16 protein-coding genes are annotated in these 16,655 nt (G+C 74.9%); 12 read left to right on the top strand and 4 right to left on the bottom strand.

From position 1 onward, the window contains the following. Positions 1 to 80: 80 nt before the first annotated feature. On the bottom strand, positions 81 to 896 hold the full coding sequence (locus LBW97_RS01040; RefSeq protein ID WP_224497549.1) for an alpha/beta hydrolase: 816 nt from the start codon (positions 894 to 896) through the stop codon (positions 81 to 83). Positions 897 to 926: 30 nt separating this feature from the next. Between LBW97_RS01040 and priA the strand changes: the two genes are divergently transcribed. Genes priA through hisF form a run of 3 tightly spaced genes read left to right on the top strand, consistent with a single transcriptional unit; the run spans position 927 to position 2,838 of the window. Further along, positions 927 to 1,658: a bifunctional 1-(5-phosphoribosyl)-5-((5-phosphoribosylamino)methylideneamino)imidazole-4-carboxamide isomerase/phosphoribosylanthranilate isomerase PriA gene (gene priA, locus LBW97_RS01035; RefSeq protein WP_224497548.1), complete on the top strand. Its 732-nt coding sequence runs from the start codon at positions 927 to 929 to the stop codon at positions 1,656 to 1,658. Beyond that, positions 1,655 to 2,047: a RidA family protein gene (locus tag LBW97_RS01030; RefSeq protein ID WP_224497547.1), complete on the top strand. Its 393-nt coding sequence runs from the start codon at positions 1,655 to 1,657 to the stop codon at positions 2,045 to 2,047. The genes priA and LBW97_RS01030 overlap by 4 nt, the downstream gene beginning before the upstream one ends. Then, on the top strand, positions 2,044 to 2,838 hold the full coding sequence (gene hisF, locus LBW97_RS01025) for an imidazole glycerol phosphate synthase subunit HisF (protein ID WP_224497546.1): 795 nt from the start codon (positions 2,044 to 2,046) through the stop codon (positions 2,836 to 2,838). Before LBW97_RS01030 ends, hisF begins: the two co-directional genes overlap by 4 nt. A gap of 3 nt (positions 2,839 to 2,841) precedes the next feature. Here hisF and LBW97_RS01020 read toward each other — a convergent pair whose 3' ends face one another. The 3 genes from LBW97_RS01020 to LBW97_RS01010 all read right to left on the bottom strand — a co-directional run bounded on the left by LBW97_RS01020 (position 2,842) and on the right by LBW97_RS01010 (position 6,408). Next, complete coding sequence (locus tag LBW97_RS01020) at positions 2,842 to 3,339, bottom strand: hypothetical protein (protein WP_224497545.1); 498 nt, start codon at positions 3,337 to 3,339, stop codon at positions 2,842 to 2,844. A gap of 65 nt (positions 3,340 to 3,404) precedes the next feature. Beyond that, on the bottom strand, positions 3,405 to 4,016 hold the full coding sequence (locus tag LBW97_RS01015) for a TIGR03085 family metal-binding protein (RefSeq protein ID WP_224497544.1): 612 nt from the start codon (positions 4,014 to 4,016) through the stop codon (positions 3,405 to 3,407). 49 nt (positions 4,017 to 4,065) lie between these two features. After that, positions 4,066 to 6,408 carry a hypothetical protein gene (locus LBW97_RS01010; RefSeq protein WP_224497543.1) on the bottom strand — a complete coding sequence of 781 codons (2,343 nt, stop codon included), beginning with the start codon at positions 6,406 to 6,408 and terminating at the stop codon, positions 4,066 to 4,068. Between the two features lie 153 nt (positions 6,409 to 6,561). Between LBW97_RS01010 and LBW97_RS01005 the strand changes: the two genes are divergently transcribed. The 9 genes from LBW97_RS01005 to LBW97_RS00965 are packed head-to-tail and all read left to right on the top strand — an operon-like array spanning position 6,562 to position 16,547. After that, positions 6,562 to 8,340, top strand: a complete 1,779-nt coding sequence (locus LBW97_RS01005; RefSeq protein ID WP_224497542.1) for an ABC transporter ATP-binding protein — start codon at positions 6,562 to 6,564, stop codon at positions 8,338 to 8,340. Next, complete coding sequence (locus LBW97_RS01000) at positions 8,337 to 10,172, top strand: ABC transporter ATP-binding protein (protein WP_224497541.1); 1,836 nt, start codon at positions 8,337 to 8,339, stop codon at positions 10,170 to 10,172. The genes LBW97_RS01005 and LBW97_RS01000 overlap by 4 nt, the downstream gene beginning before the upstream one ends. Before the next feature lie 59 nt (positions 10,173 to 10,231). Further along, positions 10,232 to 11,086, top strand: coding sequence for a hypothetical protein (locus tag LBW97_RS00995; protein ID WP_224497540.1), 855 nt, complete (start codon positions 10,232 to 10,234; stop codon positions 11,084 to 11,086). A gap of 9 nt (positions 11,087 to 11,095) precedes the next feature. After that, positions 11,096 to 11,578, top strand: coding sequence for a hypothetical protein (locus tag LBW97_RS00990; protein ID WP_224497539.1), 483 nt, complete (start codon positions 11,096 to 11,098; stop codon positions 11,576 to 11,578). Positions 11,579 to 11,588: 10 nt separating this feature from the next. Continuing rightward, positions 11,589 to 13,256, top strand: a complete 1,668-nt coding sequence (locus LBW97_RS00985) for an FAD-binding dehydrogenase (RefSeq protein ID WP_224497538.1) — start codon at positions 11,589 to 11,591, stop codon at positions 13,254 to 13,256. Positions 13,257 to 13,266: 10 nt separating this feature from the next. After that, positions 13,267 to 13,992 carry a hypothetical protein gene (locus LBW97_RS00980; RefSeq protein ID WP_224497537.1) on the top strand — a complete coding sequence of 242 codons (726 nt, stop codon included), beginning with the start codon at positions 13,267 to 13,269 and terminating at the stop codon, positions 13,990 to 13,992. 25 nt (positions 13,993 to 14,017) lie between these two features. Next, positions 14,018 to 14,395 (top strand): phosphoribosyl-AMP cyclohydrolase, encoded by a 378-nt coding sequence (gene hisI, locus LBW97_RS00975; protein WP_224497536.1) that lies wholly within the window; start codon positions 14,018 to 14,020, stop codon positions 14,393 to 14,395. Beyond that, the gene (locus tag LBW97_RS00970) at positions 14,392 to 15,915 is read left to right on the top strand and encodes an anthranilate synthase component I (RefSeq protein ID WP_224497535.1); all 1,524 of its coding nucleotides are present in this window, start codon (positions 14,392 to 14,394) and stop codon (positions 15,913 to 15,915) included. Before hisI ends, LBW97_RS00970 begins: the two co-directional genes overlap by 4 nt. Beyond that, complete coding sequence (locus LBW97_RS00965; protein ID WP_224497534.1) at positions 15,912 to 16,547, top strand: Trp biosynthesis-associated membrane protein; 636 nt, start codon at positions 15,912 to 15,914, stop codon at positions 16,545 to 16,547. Before LBW97_RS00970 ends, LBW97_RS00965 begins: the two co-directional genes overlap by 4 nt. Positions 16,548 to 16,655 lie beyond the last annotated feature (108 nt).

Below are 16,655 nucleotides of genomic sequence, written 5' to 3'. Positions count from 1 at the left end.
ACCGTAGGCGGCACCCGCGCTCCGGGGCAGAGTCCTAGTACCCCCGCAGGCCCTCGTGCTCCCGCGGACCGGACCGTGGGTCAGCGGGGAGCGAGGTCGGTGACGGCCCGCACGAGCTCGGCGCCGTCCAGGAGCACGAGGTCGTTGTGGCCCGCGCCGGGCACCTCCACGAGCGCGTGCAGCCGCCCTGCGGCCTCGGAGACGCGCCGGCTCTGCGCCGGCGGCACAAGGGTGTCGGCGGTGCCCAGCACCACCGTCGTCGGCACGTCCAGCCGGGCCACCTGCTCGGCGACCGGATAGCGGTCGCGCAGGAGCAGCCGGACCGGCAGGAACGGGTAGTGCTCGCCGCCCACCGCCGCGAGGTCCGTGAAAGGGGAGCGCAGCACCAGCCCGGCGGGCGGGTGCTGCAGCGCGAGCTCGGTGACGACCGCGCAGCCGAGGCTCTCGCCGAGGTAGACCAGCCGGTCCTGCGGCACGCCGGCCTCGGTGACCAGCCACTCCCGTGCGGCGCGGACGTCCAGCGCGAGCCCGTCCGCGCTGGGGCTGCCGGCGTTCCCGCCGTAGCCGCGGTAGTCGAAGAGCAGCACGGCCAGACCCTCGGCGGCCAGGGCGCGGGCCAGCGGGATCCGGTGCTCCCGGTTGCCGCCGTTGCCCGCGGCGACGAGGACCGCGGGGGCGTCCGGTGCCGGCCCCGGGACGAACCACGCGCCCAGCCTCAGCCCGTCGGCCGTGGTCAGCTCGACGTCGCGGCCGCCGGGGAGGACGTCGGCGGCGGCGGGCACCGGACCGTCGGCGGGGAGGTAGATCAACCGGCGCTGGAACGCCCACAGCAGGCCCACGAGGACAGCACACACGAGGGCGGCCACGAACGCCGTCCGGAGCAGCCGCCGCAACACGTCGTCATGGTGCTCCCTAGGCTGGTCGCCGTGCCGAAGCTGCAGCTGCTCCCCGCCGTCGACGTCGCCGACGGCCAGGCCGTCCGTCTCGTGCAGGGGGAGGCCGGGAGCGAGACCTCCTACGGCGACCCCCTCGAGGCCGCGCTGCAGTGGCAGCGGGACGGCGCCGAGTGGGTGCACCTGGTCGACCTCGACGCCGCCTTCGGCCGCGGCACCAACCGGGAGCTGCTGGCCCGGGTCGTCGGCGAGCTGGACGTCGACGTGGAGCTCTCCGGCGGCATCCGTGACGACGCCTCGCTGGAGGCCGCGCTGGCCACCGGCTGCCGCCGGGTGAACCTCGGCACCGCCGCCCTGGAGTCGCCCGAGTGGTGCGCCCGGGCGATCGCCGAGCACGGCGATCGGATCGCCGTCGGCCTCGACGTGCGCGGCACCCGCCTGGCGGCCCGCGGCTGGACCCAGGAGGGCGGCGAGCTCTACGAGACCCTCGCGCGCCTGGACGCCGAGGGCTGCTCGCGCTACGTCGTCACCGACATCACCAAGGACGGCACGCTCAAGGGCCCGAACCTCGAGCTGCTGCGCGAGGTCTGCGCCGCCACCCCGCGGCCGGTCATCGCCTCGGGCGGGGTCAGCTCGCTCGAGGACATCCGGGCGCTGGCCGGACTGACCGCGATCGGCGTCGAGGGCTCGATCGTCGGCAAGGCGCTGTACGCGGGGGCCTTCACCCTGCCCGAGGCGCTGCGGGTGACCGAGGAACTCGCGTGACGGTGATCCGGCTGGGCAGCGGCGCGCCCTGGGAGGGGCTCGTCGGCTACAGCCGGGTCGTCGTCCGCGGCGACACCGCCTGGGTGAGCGGCACGACCTCGACCGTCGACGGCGAGGTCGCCCACCCCGGGGACGCCGCCGCGCAGACCCGGCAGGTCCTGGAGACCATCGAGCAGTCGCTCGAGCGGGCCGGCTTCACCCTGCACGACGTCGTCCGCACCCGGATGTACGTCACCGACATCGCGCGCTGGGAAGAGGTGGGCCGGGTGCACGGCGAGTTCTTCGGCGACGTCCGGCCCGCGAGCACGATGGTCCAGGTGGCCGGGCTGATCGACCCGGAGCTGCTGGTCGAGATCGAGGCCGACGCCGTCCGCGAGGGCGCCGCGTGAGCCTCTCCGTGCGCGTCATCCCGTGCCTCGACGTCGACAAGGGGCGGGTGGTGAAGGGCGTCAACTTCGTCGACCTGCGCGACGCCGGCGACCCGGTGGAGATGGCGCGCGTCTACGACGCCGAGGGCGCCGACGAGCTGACCTTCCTCGACATCACCGCCAGCTCCGGCGACCGCGAGACCACCTACGACGTCGTCCGCCGCACCGCGGAGAGCGTGTTCATCCCGCTGACCGTCGGCGGTGGGGTGCGCAGCGTCGACGACGTCGACAAGCTGCTGCGGGCCGGTGCGGACAAGGTCGCCGTGAACACCGCCGCCGTCGCCCGCCCGGAGCTGATCGCCGAGATCGCGCACCGCTTCGGCAACCAGGTGCTGGTGCTCTCGCTCGACGCCCGGCGCACCCGCGACGGCGCGACCACCGACTCCGGCTTCGAGATCACCACGCACGGCGGACGCCGGGGCACCGGCCGCGACGCCGTCGAGTGGTGCGTGCAGGCCGCGGAGCTCGGCGTCGGCGAGATCCTGCTCAACTCGATGGACGCCGACGGCACCCGCGCGGGCTTCGACACCGATCTCATCCGGCAGGTCCGCCGCGAGGTCGCCGTGCCACTGATCGCCAGCGGGGGAGCGGGCGCGGTCGAGCACTTCCCGCCCGCGGTGGAGGCAGGCGCCGACGCCGTGCTGGCCGCCAGCGTCTTCCACTTCGGCCAGCTGCGGGTCGGTGACGTGAAGGCCGGCCTCGCGGCGGCCGGTGTCCCGGTCCGCCACGAGGCCGACACCCCGCTGGACTGACCGTCAGGGCCGGGCGGTTCCCGGCGTACGCCGGTGCAGCGCGGTGCTCGCGGTCATCACGAACAGCGACAGGCCGGTCTGCACCCAGGTCCACCAGCCGACGGGCGTGTGCCCGGCCAGCGGGCAGACCATCGTCATGACCGCCATGAGGCAGCCCGCGACCAGGCCGAAGGGGGCGGCCAGGCGGGAACCGCGCCACAGCAGGACGACCGCGAGGACGGCGGAGGCGAACGAGGCGAGTTCGATCGGCAGCTGCCACATCGGGTAGTGCACGTCGTCGCTCGGCATGGGCTCCACGAGTGGGCACGCGAGCCAGGCGAGGGCGAACGCCACCGCCAGCGACCTCTGGACCGTCGTGCCGGAGGGACGCGGAGCCGGGGGCGCCCACTGCTGCGGGGCGGTGGCGTGCCGCGGCACGGCTGCGGACACCGGCAGGGCGGCCGGAGCGACCTCGGCCGGATGTGCCGCCGTGACGACGGGCCCGGGCTCGGTGAGCGACATGGGCGCACCGTAGCGCCGCGCGGGACCGACGACGAGCAGGTTCGGGAACTCGGCCCCCGGGCGGGTCAGGCGACCTGGACCCGGGCGACGTCCCGGCGGCCGGACGCCCACAGCATCAGCTCCAGCGGCTCACCGGTCACCGTGCGGCTCCCGGCCCCGATGCGCTTCTCGACCCCGGGGGCGTCGCTGCGGCGCAGCACGAGGCCGCGGCGGCCGGCGGCGCGGCGGGCGTGCAGGGCCAGGCCCGACCACAGCTGGTCCTGCTCCTCCCGCGGGAGCTGTCGCGGCTCCCAGTCCGGCTGGGCGCGGCGGACGTCCTCGTGGTGGATGGCGAACTCCGCCACGTTCAGGGCCTTCGCCGCGGCCGGCAGGGTCATCGGGGACCACGACGGCGGACCGGTGCGCACCTGATGGACCACCTCGGCGTACGGGGTCGAGCTGCGCAGCCGGTCCTCGAGCCGGTGCGACCACCAGGCGAGCCGCTCACCCCCGGGCAGCAGCTCCAGCCCGTAGCCGGGCAGGGCGTCCGGGCGCCGGTCGCGCACGGCGAGGTGCGCGGCCAGATGGGCGGTGGTCCATCCCTCGCAGCAGGTGGGGGCGTCCGGACCGACCGTCTCCAGCAGGTCGGCGAGCGCAGCGCGCTCGCGCTCGGGCAGGGACTGCGGGGAGAGGCTCACCTGCGCGAAGCTACCCAGGAGCCGGGCCGCGCGACAGCCGACGACGTCCTCACCTGCCCGGCTTCCCCCGCTGGACCGTGTACGTGTGCTCGCCGGCGGCCACCGGCAGGGTCAGGCCGGCCTTGTCGATCGTCACCCGGACCGGGCGGCCGTCCTGCAGCACCCGGGTGCCGCCGGGGAAGTGCCCGACCAGACGGACGGCGCCCGCGCGGTCGGCCTGCGTGGCCACGGTCAGCTCCTTCTTCGGGTCGAGCCGGGCCCGTGCGAGGTCCACGGAGGCGGAGCCGGTGTTGGTCAGCCGCAGGTCCAGCCGGTTGGCCACCGGGATGCGGGGCTCGGCGCCCCACGAGCGGTTCACCTCGGTGTAGGGCAGCACCCCACCGACGACGCCGGCGCCGACGCCGGGGGAGCTGGGTGCGTCCCCGCGGCCGAAGCCGTGGCTGAAGGCGTCGACGAGTGCCTTGGCAGGGTCGCCCGGCTCGGATCCGGCGCCGGGCGCCGTGGAGGCCGGCCGCACTCCGGACATCCAGTACGCGTGGTCGTGCACCAGGCCGAGCGCGCGGTCGTCGGCGGCCGGCACGTAGGCGAAGGACACGTGGTGCGGGTTCCGGTCGACCCGTGACTCCCCGAGGAACTGTGTCGCGATCGGGACGTCGTAGCTCCGCAGGGCGAGCGTGAAGTGCTCGGCCGCCGGAACGAGGACGAAGCGGTAGCGGTAACCGAGCTGCTCGAAGCCCCGGACGCCCACCTCGGGCGCGCCCAGGTTCTGCGCCCGCGGGCCGACGATCGGCACCAGCTGGTCGGCGCCGGCGGCGACGTTCAGGTAGGGCACGTTGCGGGCGTTCTCCAGCCACAGGTTGGACAGCGTCTCGATGCCACCGGTGGGCGGGGCCGGCGGCAGCCAGATGCCGTCCCCGGGCGGGCCGACCGTGGAGAAGGCCCGGCCGAAGAGGTCGGGGTACAGGGTGCCGAGGCGGTAGGTCGCGTAGCCGCCCATCGAGTAGCCGCTGATCGCCGTCCGGTCCGGGTCGAGCGAGAAGCGCCGGGCGACGTCGTTCCACATCTCGAAGACGTCGTACTCGGCCTCGTGCTGGTACCAGCCGTCCGGACCGCGGGAGAGCGAGGTGGCCACGATGTTCCCGCGTGCCTCGCCGATCTGCTGGATGCCGGTCGAGCCGTTGTACTGCCAGTGCTGCTGCCCCAGCGAGTGCAGGGCGAGGGTGAAGCCGGTGCGGGTGCCGGGACGGTAGCCGCTGGGCACGTAGAGGCTGTAGGGCTGCAGCTGCCCGCGGTACTGGGGGAAGGTCGCGTCCAGGTCGCGTCCCTCGCCGAGCTGCAGCCGGCTGGGGAAGATCCGGATCGTCGTGCCGTGCGCGGGCACCGTGGTGCGGTTCTTCTTGGCGGCCAGCGCGGCGAAGTCGATGTCCCGGGCGTACCGGGTCGGGGCGTCGTCCCTCAGCACCGGAGCCTGCGCGGTGTCCGGCGGCGTGTTCGCCCCGGTCACCGGCTCGTCGAACCGGAAACCGAGGTTGTAGATGCCGTTCGGGGCGGGGTCCAGCACCCCGGCGCCACCAGGGCTGTCGGCATCGGCCACGGGCTGCGGGCGCAGCCAGCCGCCGGTCGCCCGGTCGAAGAGACCGGTCGCCAGCGTGGTGCGCCACGTCCGCACGGGATTGCTGACGGCGCGCGGCACGGTGACGGTGAGCTGGTTGGCCTGCAGGTCGGTGCGGACCTCGACCTTCGTCGTCCGCCGCGCCGCGCCGCCCGGGGCGAAGGAGGTGTGCTCGGCGCCGGTGCCCCAGACGGTGAGCACCTCGTCGGTGCCGGGGAACGGCGCCCCGGGGTCGCGCGGCAGCGTGGCGGTGCCGGTTGCGGCGTTCCGGTCGGTGTCGAAGGCGACGGCGAGGATCGTCGAGTCCTTCTGCAGCAGCGTGTTCAGGGTGAAGCGGTAAGACACCCGGTCGCGCTCCGGGGCGATCCGGAACTCCACGAGGTCGGCCGCGTTGCCCCCGTACCGCGCCGCGTCGGTCGGGTACGTGATGTCACCGGCCCGCTCGGACAGCGACGAGCCGCCCTGGCCGTTCGTCTCGGAGCCGTAGTCGTCGAAGAGGTGGTCCTGGTACAGGTACTCGCCTCCGACGTAGGCCTCGTGCCCGGAGACCAGGATCGGCTGCGCGCGGAACCGGGGATCGCGGTTCTCCAGCTGCGGAGCGGCCGGGCGCGGCGCGTAGAGCACGTCGGGGCCCGGCCGGGCGCCGCTCGGGACGGCGGGCAGCGAGCCCGCGGCGGGGTCCGGGGGGCGCCGGTCGCCGGTGCCCGAGGCGCTGCCCGGCGCGACCAGGCTCAGGGCGACGAACGCGGCGCAGCCGACGGCGAGGGACGCTCTGCTCATGCCGACCACAACGACCGGAGCGGCCAGGGGTTGCGACGCGCGTCACGAGCCGTCGGCGCGGAGTGGGAAGAACGCCGGTGCCGCCGCTGTTGCGCGCGGTGAGCGGGCCTGAGGAGAACTGGGCCGGCAGCGCTGTCGAACCCGAGGAGTTCCGTGTCCCGCCGCAGAGACGCCGTCGTGCGGCGCGGGCTCCGCCACATCGGCCGGGCCATCCACGAGCAGCCGGGCATGTTCACCCTCGCCCTGCTGGCCAGCAGCCTGTACGGCGCGATGACTGTCGCCAGCGCGTACGTGATCGGCGAGATCACCGACCGGGTGCTGCTGCCGTCCTTCGACGACGGCGTCACGACCGCCTCGGCGCTGACCCTCGCGGCGCTGGCGATCCTGGGCGTCGCCGTCCTCAAGATCCTCGGCATCATCGGCCGGCGGCTCTTCGCCGGCGTCATGAGCTACCGGCTGCAGGCCGAGTACCGCCGGCGGGTCACCGGTCAGTACCTCCGGCTGCCGCTGTCCTGGCACCAGCGCCATCCCACCGGCCAGCTGCTGTCCAACGCCAACTCCGACGTCGAGGCGTCCTGGTTCTTCGTCGCCCCGCTGCCCTTCGCCTGCGGAGCGCTGGTGATGATCGCGATCACCAGCGTCGCACTGGTGCTCACCGACCCGCTGCTGGCGGTGGTGGGGCTGATCGTGTTCCCGCTGGTCTTCGCCGCCAACGTCATCTACTCGCAGGTGATGAGCCCCCGCATGCAGCGGGCCCAGCAGCTGCGCGCCGAGGTCAGCGAGATCGCCCACGAGAGCTTCGACGCCGGCCTGGTCGTCAAGACCCTCGGCCGCGAGGACAGCGAGACCGAGCGCTTCGCGGTGCGCACCGACCAGCTGCGCGACGGGCTGATCGCGGTGGGGCGGGTGCGCGGACTGTTCGACCCGCTGATGGAGGCGTTGCCGAGCCTGGGCACGCTGGCCGTCCTGCTGATCGGCGCCCAGCGGGTCGCCGACGGCGTCACCGGCGCCGGCGAGCTGGTCTCGGTCGCCTACCTGTTCACCCTGCTGGCGCTGCCGATCCGCGCGATCGGCTGGGTGCTCGCCGACCTGCCGCGGGCGCTCGCCGGCTTCGACCGGGTCACCCCGGTGCTCGAGGCGTCCGGGGAGACCCCGCACGGCCCCGACTCGGCGGTCGCGACCGGCGGCGGTGCCGCGGTGGCGGTCAGGGAGGTCGGTTTCGCCTTCGACGGCGCCGCCCGGCCGACGCTGCACGAGGTCACCTTCGAGGTGCCGGCCGGCCGCACCGTCGCCGTCGTCGGGCCCACCGGCTCGGGCAAGTCGACCCTCGCCGGACTGCTGGTGCGCCTGGTCGACCCCTCCGACGGCACCGTCCTGCTCGACGGGATGGACCTGCGCCGGCTGCGGGAGGGCGAGGTCAGCGACCAGGCCGCGTTCGTCGCCCAGAGCGCGTTCCTCTTCGACGACACCGTCCGGGACAACGTCACGCTCGGCGGCCCGTTCAGCGACGAAGACGTGTGGGCCGCACTGCGCGTCGCCGCGGCCGACGGCTTCGTCTCCGCGCTGCCCGAGGGGCTGGACACCCGGGTGGGGGAGCGGGGCGCCTCGCTGTCCGGCGGCCAGCGCCAGCGCCTGGCGCTCGCCCGGGCCGTGGTGCGCACCCCCCGGCTGCTGGTCATGGACGACGCGACGAGCGCCGTCGACCCGGCGGTCGAGGCGCGGATCCTCGACGCCCTGCGCGGCAGCGAGTCCCCGGCGACGGTCGTGGTGGTCGCCTACCGCCAGGCCACGATCGCGCTCGCCGACGAGGTGGTGTGGTTCGAGGACGGCCGCGCCGTCGCCCGCGGAACCCACGACGAGCTGCTCGACCAGGTGCCCGGCTACGCCGCCCTGGTGCGCGCCTACTCCCAGGCCGCGGAGGTGCCGGCGTGACCGGCGGGCTGAGCGAGACCGCCGCCCGTTCCGAGGGCAGCCTGGCGACGCTGCGCCGGGGCCTGCGGATGATGCCCGAGTTCCGGCGCGGGCTGCCGGTGACCTTCGCGCTCGCGCTGGTGGCGACGGTCGGGCGAGTCGTCGTCCCGATCGCCGTGCAGCAGGTCATCGACCGGGGCCTGAACGCCCCGGGCGGGCCCGACCTCGGCCTGGTCCTCACCGTCGTCCTGCTCTCCGGCGTGGTGGTCCTGGTGACCGCCCTCGCCGTCTACCTGATGAACGTCCGGCTCTTCACCACGACCGAGACCGCCCTGGCCAACCTGCGGCGGAGGGCCTTCCGGCACGTGCACGACCTCTCCGTGCTGCACCAGCAGGGGGAGCGCCGGGGATCCCTGGTCTCGCGGGTCACCAGTGACGTCGACCAGCTCTCGGTCTTCATGCAGTGGGGCGGTGTGCTGGGCCTGGTGAGCATGGGCCAGCTGATCGTGGCGACGGTCGTCATGGCCGTCTACTCCTGGCAGCTGACCGTGCTGGTGCTGGTCTGCTTCATCCCGCTGGTCTTCGCGATCCGGTTCTTCGCCCGGAAGCTGGTGGACGTCTACGGCGTGGTCCGGGTGCGGGTCGGGGACGTGCTGGCCGCGGTCGCCGAGTCCGTCGTCGGCGCCCCGACCGTGCGCGCCTACGGCGTCCGGGGCCGCACCGCGGCCCGCCTGGACGCCGCGATCGACCGGCACTACCGCTCGCAGGTGGACGCGCAGAAGGTCACCGCCGCCGTGTTCGTCAGCGGCGAGTTCGTCGCGGCGCTGGCCAACGCCGCCGTCGTGGTCGTCGGCGTGCTGCTCGGCCTGGCCGGCGACATCACCGCCGGCACCCTGGTCGCCTTCCTCTTCCTCGTCACGCTGTTCGTCGCCCCGGTGCAGACGGCGAGCGAGGTGCTCAACGAGGCGCAGAACGCGGTCGCCGGCTTCCGTCGCGTGCTCGACGTCCTCGACACCGAGCCCGACGTCCGCGACCCCGCCGTCGCCACGCCCGAGCGCGCGCGGGAGCTGCCCGACGGACCGCTGGGCGTGCGCTTCGAGCACGTCACCTTCCGCTACGCGCCCGGTGCCCGCGCCGCCCTGGACGGCGTCGACCTGACCCTCGAGCCGCGCCGCCGGGTCGCCGTCGTGGGCGAGACCGGCTCGGGGAAGACGACGTTCGCGAAGCTGGTCACCCGGCTCATGGATCCCACCGGCGGCCGGGTGCTGCTCGGCTCCGATGCCGACGGCTGGGTTCCGCTGGCCGAGGTCGCCTTCTCCTCCCTGCGCTCGCGAGTGGTCATGGTGCCGCAGGACGGCTTCCTCTTCGACGCCTCGATCGCCGCCAACGTGCGCTACGGCCGGCCCGGCATGACCGACGACGAGGTCACCGCCGCCTTCGACGAGCTGGGCTTGAGCGCCTGGCTGGACGGGCTCGACGCCGGCGTCCTGACCCCGGTCGGCCAGCGCGGTGAGTCGCTGTCGGCGGGGGAGCGGCAGCTCGTGGCGATCGCCCGCGCCTACGTCGCCGATCCGCACCTGCTCGTGCTCGACGAGGCCACCAGCGCTGTCGACCCGGCCACCGAGCAGCGGCTCACCCGGGCGCTGGACACGCTGACCGCCGGGCGGACGACGCTCACCATCGCCCACCGGCTCTCCACCGCCGAGCGGGCCGACGAGGTGCTGGTCGTCGACGCCGGGCACGTGGTCCAGCGCGGCACGCACGCCGAGCTGGTGGACGCCGAGGGGCCCTACGCCCGGCTGCACGCCTCGTGGCGCCGGTCCTCGGCCGGGGAGCCCGAACCGGTCGCCTGACCTGCGCGTCCGTCGTCCAGGGGAACCGCGGAGAGCCGTTTCGGTCCTAGCCTGCGCGGATGCACCCGATCACGCAGGAGCCGGCACCGTCGGGACCCCCGGCAGCACGCCCCCCGGCGGTGGTGACGGTCGCCGGCATCCTGGCGATCGCCGGCGTCGTGCTGGGGCTGCTCCCGCTGCTCTCGGCAGCCAGGTACTTCTGGCTCGGCGACATCCCGGCACGGGTGGTCGGCCCGGCGCTCGAGAACCTCCCGCCCGCTGCCGCTTCCGTCTTCCTCCAGCTGGTCGTGTACGGACTGCCGGGCCTGCAGCTCGCCGGCGCGGTGCAGCTGCTGACCGGCCGGGGGCGCGGGCTGCTCGTGGCCTCGGGCCTGCTCGCGGTCCCGCCCACGCTGTGGGCGGTGGACCGGGTCATCGAGCGGCCGGAGGACTTCGGCTGGCCTCTGGCCGCGGCGGTGGCTGCGCTCCCGGCGCTCGCCGCCCTCCTCGGCCTCCTCCCGCAGGCCGGACGCTGGACGGCGTCGCCCACCCGGTCCGGAATGCCCGCCGCGGCGGCGGTGGCGGCCGTCCTCGCCCTGATGAGCAGCGGCCTGGTCCTCCTCCTGCGCCTGAGCGAGCTGACCGCGCGGGGCTTCGGTCTCGCGGGCGGCGAGGGGGCCGAGCCGATGGGCTTGGCGGTCGTCCGGGCGGTCGTCCTCGCCGCGCTCGTCGTCGGCGCTCTTCTCCTGCTGCTCGGGAGGTCGTGGCTGGTCCTGGCGGCCGCGGCCGCCGCCGAGGGCGCGCTCACCGCGTTCGCCGGCCTGGCGCAGGGTGGTCACGGCCTGGGCGCCGCGCTGCTGCCCCTGGCTCTGGCGGTGCTGGCCTCCCTGCCGACGGTGCGCCGGTGGGTGACCGAGGCCCGGAGCCCGTCCTAGGCTCCGGACGTGCCCTCGTCCGCCGCCCGCAGGTCGCCCCGTGCCGCGCCGGTGCAGCGCGCCGCGGAACCGGCCGGCCGCCCCGACCTGGTGCCGTACGTCGCGGTGTTCGGCCTGCTCACCGCGGGCGTCGTGCTCTACCTCGGCTGGCTGCTGCTCCAGGGGGACGAGGACGCCGGACTGCTCCTCGCCGTCCCCGCGGTGCTCGCGCTCGCCGTGGTCGCCGGGGTCGCGCTGGTGTGGCGGGGAACGCGCGGCGGCTGGGCGCTGCTCGCGGTCGCGTCGCTGGTCCCGTTCCTCGGCATCCTGTTCGTCGCGTTCCTGTTCGGCGCGCTGGGCGCGACCGGTGACATGTGGCTGGCGCTGCTGCTCGCCGTCGCCCCGCTGAACAGCCTGGTGCTCGCTCTCCGCGCACCGGTTCGCGCCTGGTGCACGCCCGCGCGGGGAACTCGCCCGGCAGGGGGGACGCGCGCCGCACGGCGTGCCCGCTAGCGTCGGCGGTGTGAGCGCGAACACCGCCTTCGAGGCCGACGTCGTCGTTGTGGGTGCGGGGCTGGCCGGACTGGTCGCCACCGCCGAGCTGGCCGACGCCGGAAAGCGCGTGATCCTGGTCGACCAGGAGCCCGAGCAGTCCCTCGGCGGGCAGGCGTTCTGGTCCTTCGGCGGGCTCTTCCTCGTCGACTCCCCGGAGCAGCGGCGGCTGCGGGTGCGCGACTCCCTCGAGCTGGCCCGGCAGGACTGGTTCGGCACCGCCGGCTTCGACCGCGACTCCGACCACTGGCCCCGTCAGTGGGCCGAGGCGTACCTGCAGTTCGCGGCGGGGGAGAAGCGGTCCTGGCTGAAGTCCCAGGGCATCGGCTTCTTCCCGATCGTCGGCTGGGCCGAGCGCGGGGGCTACACCGCCACCGGCCACGGCAACTCGGTGCCGCGCTTCCACATCGTCTGGGGCACCGGTCCCGCCATCGTCGAGCCGTTCGCCCGCCGGGTCCGCGAGGCCGCCGACCGCGGCCTGGTGCAGCTGAGCTTCCGCCACCGCGTCTCCGAACTGGTCGTCACCGGCGGCGCGGTCACCGGCGTGCGCGGCGCGGTCCTCGAGCCCAGCGACGTCGCCCGGGGCGAGGCCAGCTCGCGCGCCGAGGTCGGCGACTTCGAGTTCGCTGCACAGGCCGTCGTCGTCACCTCCGGCGGCATCGGCGGCAACCACGAGCTCGTGCGCCAGAACTGGCCGGCCCGGCTCGGGCCCGCGCCGCAGCGGATGCTCTCGGGCGTTCCGGCGCACGTCGACGGGCACATGCAGCAGGCCTCCATCGCCGCCGGCGCCAGCATGGTCAACAGCGACCGCATGTGGCACTACACCGAGGGCATCGCCAACCACTCGCCGGTCTGGGCCCAGCACGGCATCCGGATCCTGCCCGGGCCCTCGTCCCTGTGGCTGGACGCGACCGGCTCCCGCCTGCCGGTGCCGCTGTTCCCCGGTTTCGACACCCTCGGCACGCTGGCGCACATCGGCACGACCGGCCACGAGCACACCTGGTTCGTCGCCACGAAGAAGATCGTGGAGAAGGAGTTCGCGCTCTCCGGCTCCGAGCAGAACCCCGACCTCACCGGCAAGGACGTCCGGCTGCTGATCAACCGCGCGCGGGCCGGGGTCGCAGCGCCCGTGCAGGCGTTCCTCGACCGCGGTGAGGACTTCGTCGTCGCCGACACGCTGCCCGAGCTCGTCGCGGGCATGAACCGGATCACCGGCGGCAGCCCGGGGCTGACCCTCGAGCAGGTGGAGCGCGAGGTCGTGGCGCGCGACCGCGAGGTCGGCAACACGTTCACCAAGGACCTGCAGCTCACCGCCATCCGCGGCGCCCGCAACTACCTCGGCGACAAGCTGATCCGGGTCGCCCAGCCGCACCGCCTGCTCGACCCGGCGGCCGGGCCGCTGATCGCCGTCCGGCTCAACATCATCACCCGCAAGTCCCTCGGCGGTCTGGAGACCGACCTGTCCGGCCGGGTCCTGCGACCCGGTGGCGAGGTCTTCCCGGGGCTCTACGCGGCGGGCGAGGTCGCCGGCTTCGGTGGTGGCGGCGTGCACGGCTACCGCTCGCTGGAGGGCACCTTCCTCGGGGGCTGCCTGTTCAGCGGGAGGGTGGCCGGCCGGGCCGCGGCGGCCGCCCTGTGACGGTGACACGGTGAGCGATCCCTGGGCGGATCCGTCGACCCCGACGGAGCCTGGCTACACCGGGCCGCCGCCCACCGCGCGGCCGCCGGGGCAGCCTCCGTTCGGCCCGCCCGGGTACGGGGCGCCGTACGGGCCGCCCGGCTACGGCCCGCCTCCTGGCTACGGCCCTGCCTACGGGCCGCCACCGGCCTACGGGCCGCCTACCTACGGACCGCCGCCCGGCTACGGGATGCAGCTCTACGGAGGCGGGCCCTTCGGGCCGCCGCGCCCACCGGGTCGCCCCGGGCAGGTCGTCGGCGCCGCGGTGCTGGCCTTCGTGCAGGGCGCGTTGGTGCTCATCGCCTCCCTGTACGTGTGGTTCTTCGCCTCCGTCGCGGAGGTGGCGATCGAGGAGAACCCGACCGGCGCGCCCACCCCGGCGTACCAGTTCGCGGAGCTCGGCCCGACGCTCGCGATCGTCCAACTCGCCTCGGTGGTCCTGCTCGTCGCCGGCGGAATCCTGGCGCTCGTGCGGCGCGCCCGGATCTCCTGGCTGGTGCTGATATCCGCGCAGGCGGTCCAGCTGGTGATCACCGTCTACTGGGCGGTGCAGCTGCAGGACATCCTCGGTCGCATCGTGGAGATCGGGAGCGTGCTGGCGGTGTTCGCGCTGTTCTTCGCCGCCTTCCCGCTGATCTCGCTCGGGCTGGTGCTGTTCGGCACGGGGCGCAGGTGGTTCACCGGCCCGCAGGCCTGAACGCGGGGCACGGCAGACTGGCGGCATGTCCGCCGTCCCGCCCGCCGGTCCCGTGCTCGACCCGCAGGTCGCCGCGCTGCTGCGCCACGACCCGTCGGGGCTCGTCGCCGCCGTCGTCCAGCAGCACGACTCCCTGGAGGTGCTGATGGTCGCCTGGATGGACGACGAGGCCCTCCGCCGGACGCTCACCACCGGCCGCGCCACCTACTGGTCACGCAGCCGGCGGGAGTACTGGGTCAAGGGCGAGACCTCGGGCAACCGCCAGTGGGTCCGCGAGGTCCGGGTCGACTGCGACGGCGACGCGCTGCTCGTCCTGGTCGACCAGGAGGGCGCCGCCTGCCACACCGGCGAGCGCAGCTGCTTCTACCGGGAGCTGCCGGCGGTCGAGGGGGTCCGGGCGTGAGATTCGGCGTCACCACCCCGAGCCGCGAGGAGTTCGCGGCGATCGATGCGACGGTCGTCCCGGTCACCCGGCGGCTGCTGGCCGACGGGCAGACGGCGATCGGCGTCTACCGGGCGCTGGCCGGCAACCGGCCCGGCACCGTGCTGCTGGAGTCGGCCGAGCAGGGCAAGCGCTGGGCGCGGTACAGCTTCGTCGGCGTGCGCAGCGCCGGCGTGCTCAGCGAGCGGGACGGGCGCACCCAGTGGCTGGGGGAGGACGTGCCCGGCCTCACCGACGAGCTGCCGCCCGACCCGCTGGCGGCGGTCCGCCTGATGGCCCGGCGGCTGCGCTCGCCGCGCACGGAGGGCCTGCCGCCGCTCACCGGCGGACTGGTGGGCTACCTCGGTTACGACGTCGTCCGGCGGCTCGAGCGGCTACCCGAGACCAGCACCGACGACCTCGGCATGCCCGAGCTGGCGATGATGCTGGTGACCGACCTCGCCGTGCTCGACCACACCGACGGCTCGGTGCTGCTGATCGCCAACGCCTTGCAGGGGACGGAGCGGGGCGGGGGAAGGCAGGGCGGCAGCGGGTACGACGACGCCGTCGCCCGGTTGGACGACATGACCGCCGCCCTCACGGGCGCGGCCGCGCCGACCGCTGCGGTGTTCGAGCGGGCCGACGCGCCACCGGTGCGCAGCAACCTCGGCACCGGGGAGTTCGAGGCGGGGGTCGAGCGGGTGCGCGAGCACATCCGTGCCGGCGACGCCTTCCAGGTGGTGCTGTCCCAGCGCTTCGAGCTGGAGACCGACGTCGACGCCCTCGACCTCTACCGGGTCCTGCGCGCGACGAACCCCTCGCCGTACATGTACCTGCTGCGCTTCGCCGGGCGCGAGACGCCGTTCGACGTCGTCGGATCCTCGCCGGAGGCGCTGGTCACGGTCACCGGCAGCTCGGCGGTCGTGCACCCGCCCGCGGGCACCCGGCCGCGCGGCGCGACGGAGGAGGAGGACCTGCGGCTGGCGGAGGGGCTGCTCGCCGACCCCAAGGAACGGGCCGAGCACGTGATGCTGGTCGACCTGGCGCGCAACGACCTGGGCCGGGTCTGCGTGCCGGGCAGCGTCGAGGTGCCCGACTTCATGCGGGTCGAGCTCTACAGCCACGTCATGCACCTGGTGTCGACGGTGGCGGGCGAGGTGAGCCCGGACCGGGACGCCCTCGACGTCTTCGACGCGACCTTCCCGGCCGGCACCGTCTCCGGCGCACCCAAGCCGAGCGCGATGACGATCATCGAGACCCTCGAGCCGACCCGGCGCGCGCTGTACGCGGGCACAGTCGGGTACGTCGACGCCAGCGGTGACATGGACATGGCGATCGCCATCCGCACCGCCGTCCTGCACCAGGGGCGGGCCTACGTGCAGGCGGGGGCCGGGGTCGTGGCGGACAGCGACGCCGCGACCGAGGAGGCCGAGACCCGGCACAAGGCCCGGGCCGTGCTGTCGGCCATCGCGACGGCGGAGAGCCTCCGGGAGCTCGCGTGAGCGGCAGCAGTCCCCGCCGCGAGCTGACCACCGCGGTGCTGGGCGCCGCCGTCGCCGGCGCGCTCGCGCTGACGGCGGCCAGCCAGCGGTGGGCCGCCGTCACCGCCGAGCGGCGCAGTCCGCTGCCGCCGGTCGACGGGGCGCTCTCCGGTAGCGCGGCCGCGCCACTGGTCACCGCCGCCGGGCTGGTGCTGCTGGCCGCTGCGGTGGCCCTGCTCGCCGTACGCGGCGCCGGGCGCGCGGTGGTCGGGCTGCTGACCGCGGTGGCCGGGGGAGCGCTGCTGTGGTCGGCGCTGCGGGTGCTGGCCGGGGGAGTGTCCGATGCGGCGGCGGACCTGCCCGGCGTGAGCGGCGGCAGCGTCACCTCGGTCGCCGTCGACGTCTCCCCGGCCTGGCCGGTGCTCGCACTGGTCGCTGGGCTGCTCGCCGTCGCCGTCGGTCTGCTGGCGACCGTGCGCGGGCGCGGGTGGCCGGGTATGGGGCGCCGCTACGAGCGGACCCCCGCCGTGGCCCCGCCGCGCACCGACGAGGACCGGGCGCAGGAGGCGTGGAAGGCGCTGGACCGCGGTGACGACCCGACCGTGGAGCCGACCGACTCCCCGGCGGCCCCGAGGAACGGGTCCGGCGTATAGCGGAACCGCCGGGAGCCGGGGCACCGGCCCCCGGGCCGGGGGCTCCGGCGCCCCCTTCTAGAGTGGGTCCACCCAACCGCGGGCATGGACGAGCGAGAGGCAGGGACG

This window comes from Blastococcus sp. LR1, from assembly GCF_020166105.1.
Lineage (GTDB): Bacteria > Actinomycetota > Actinomycetes > Mycobacteriales > Geodermatophilaceae > Blastococcus.
The sequence above is the reverse complement of the archived record's forward strand: the minus strand, read 5'-3'. Positions and strand labels throughout refer to the sequence as shown.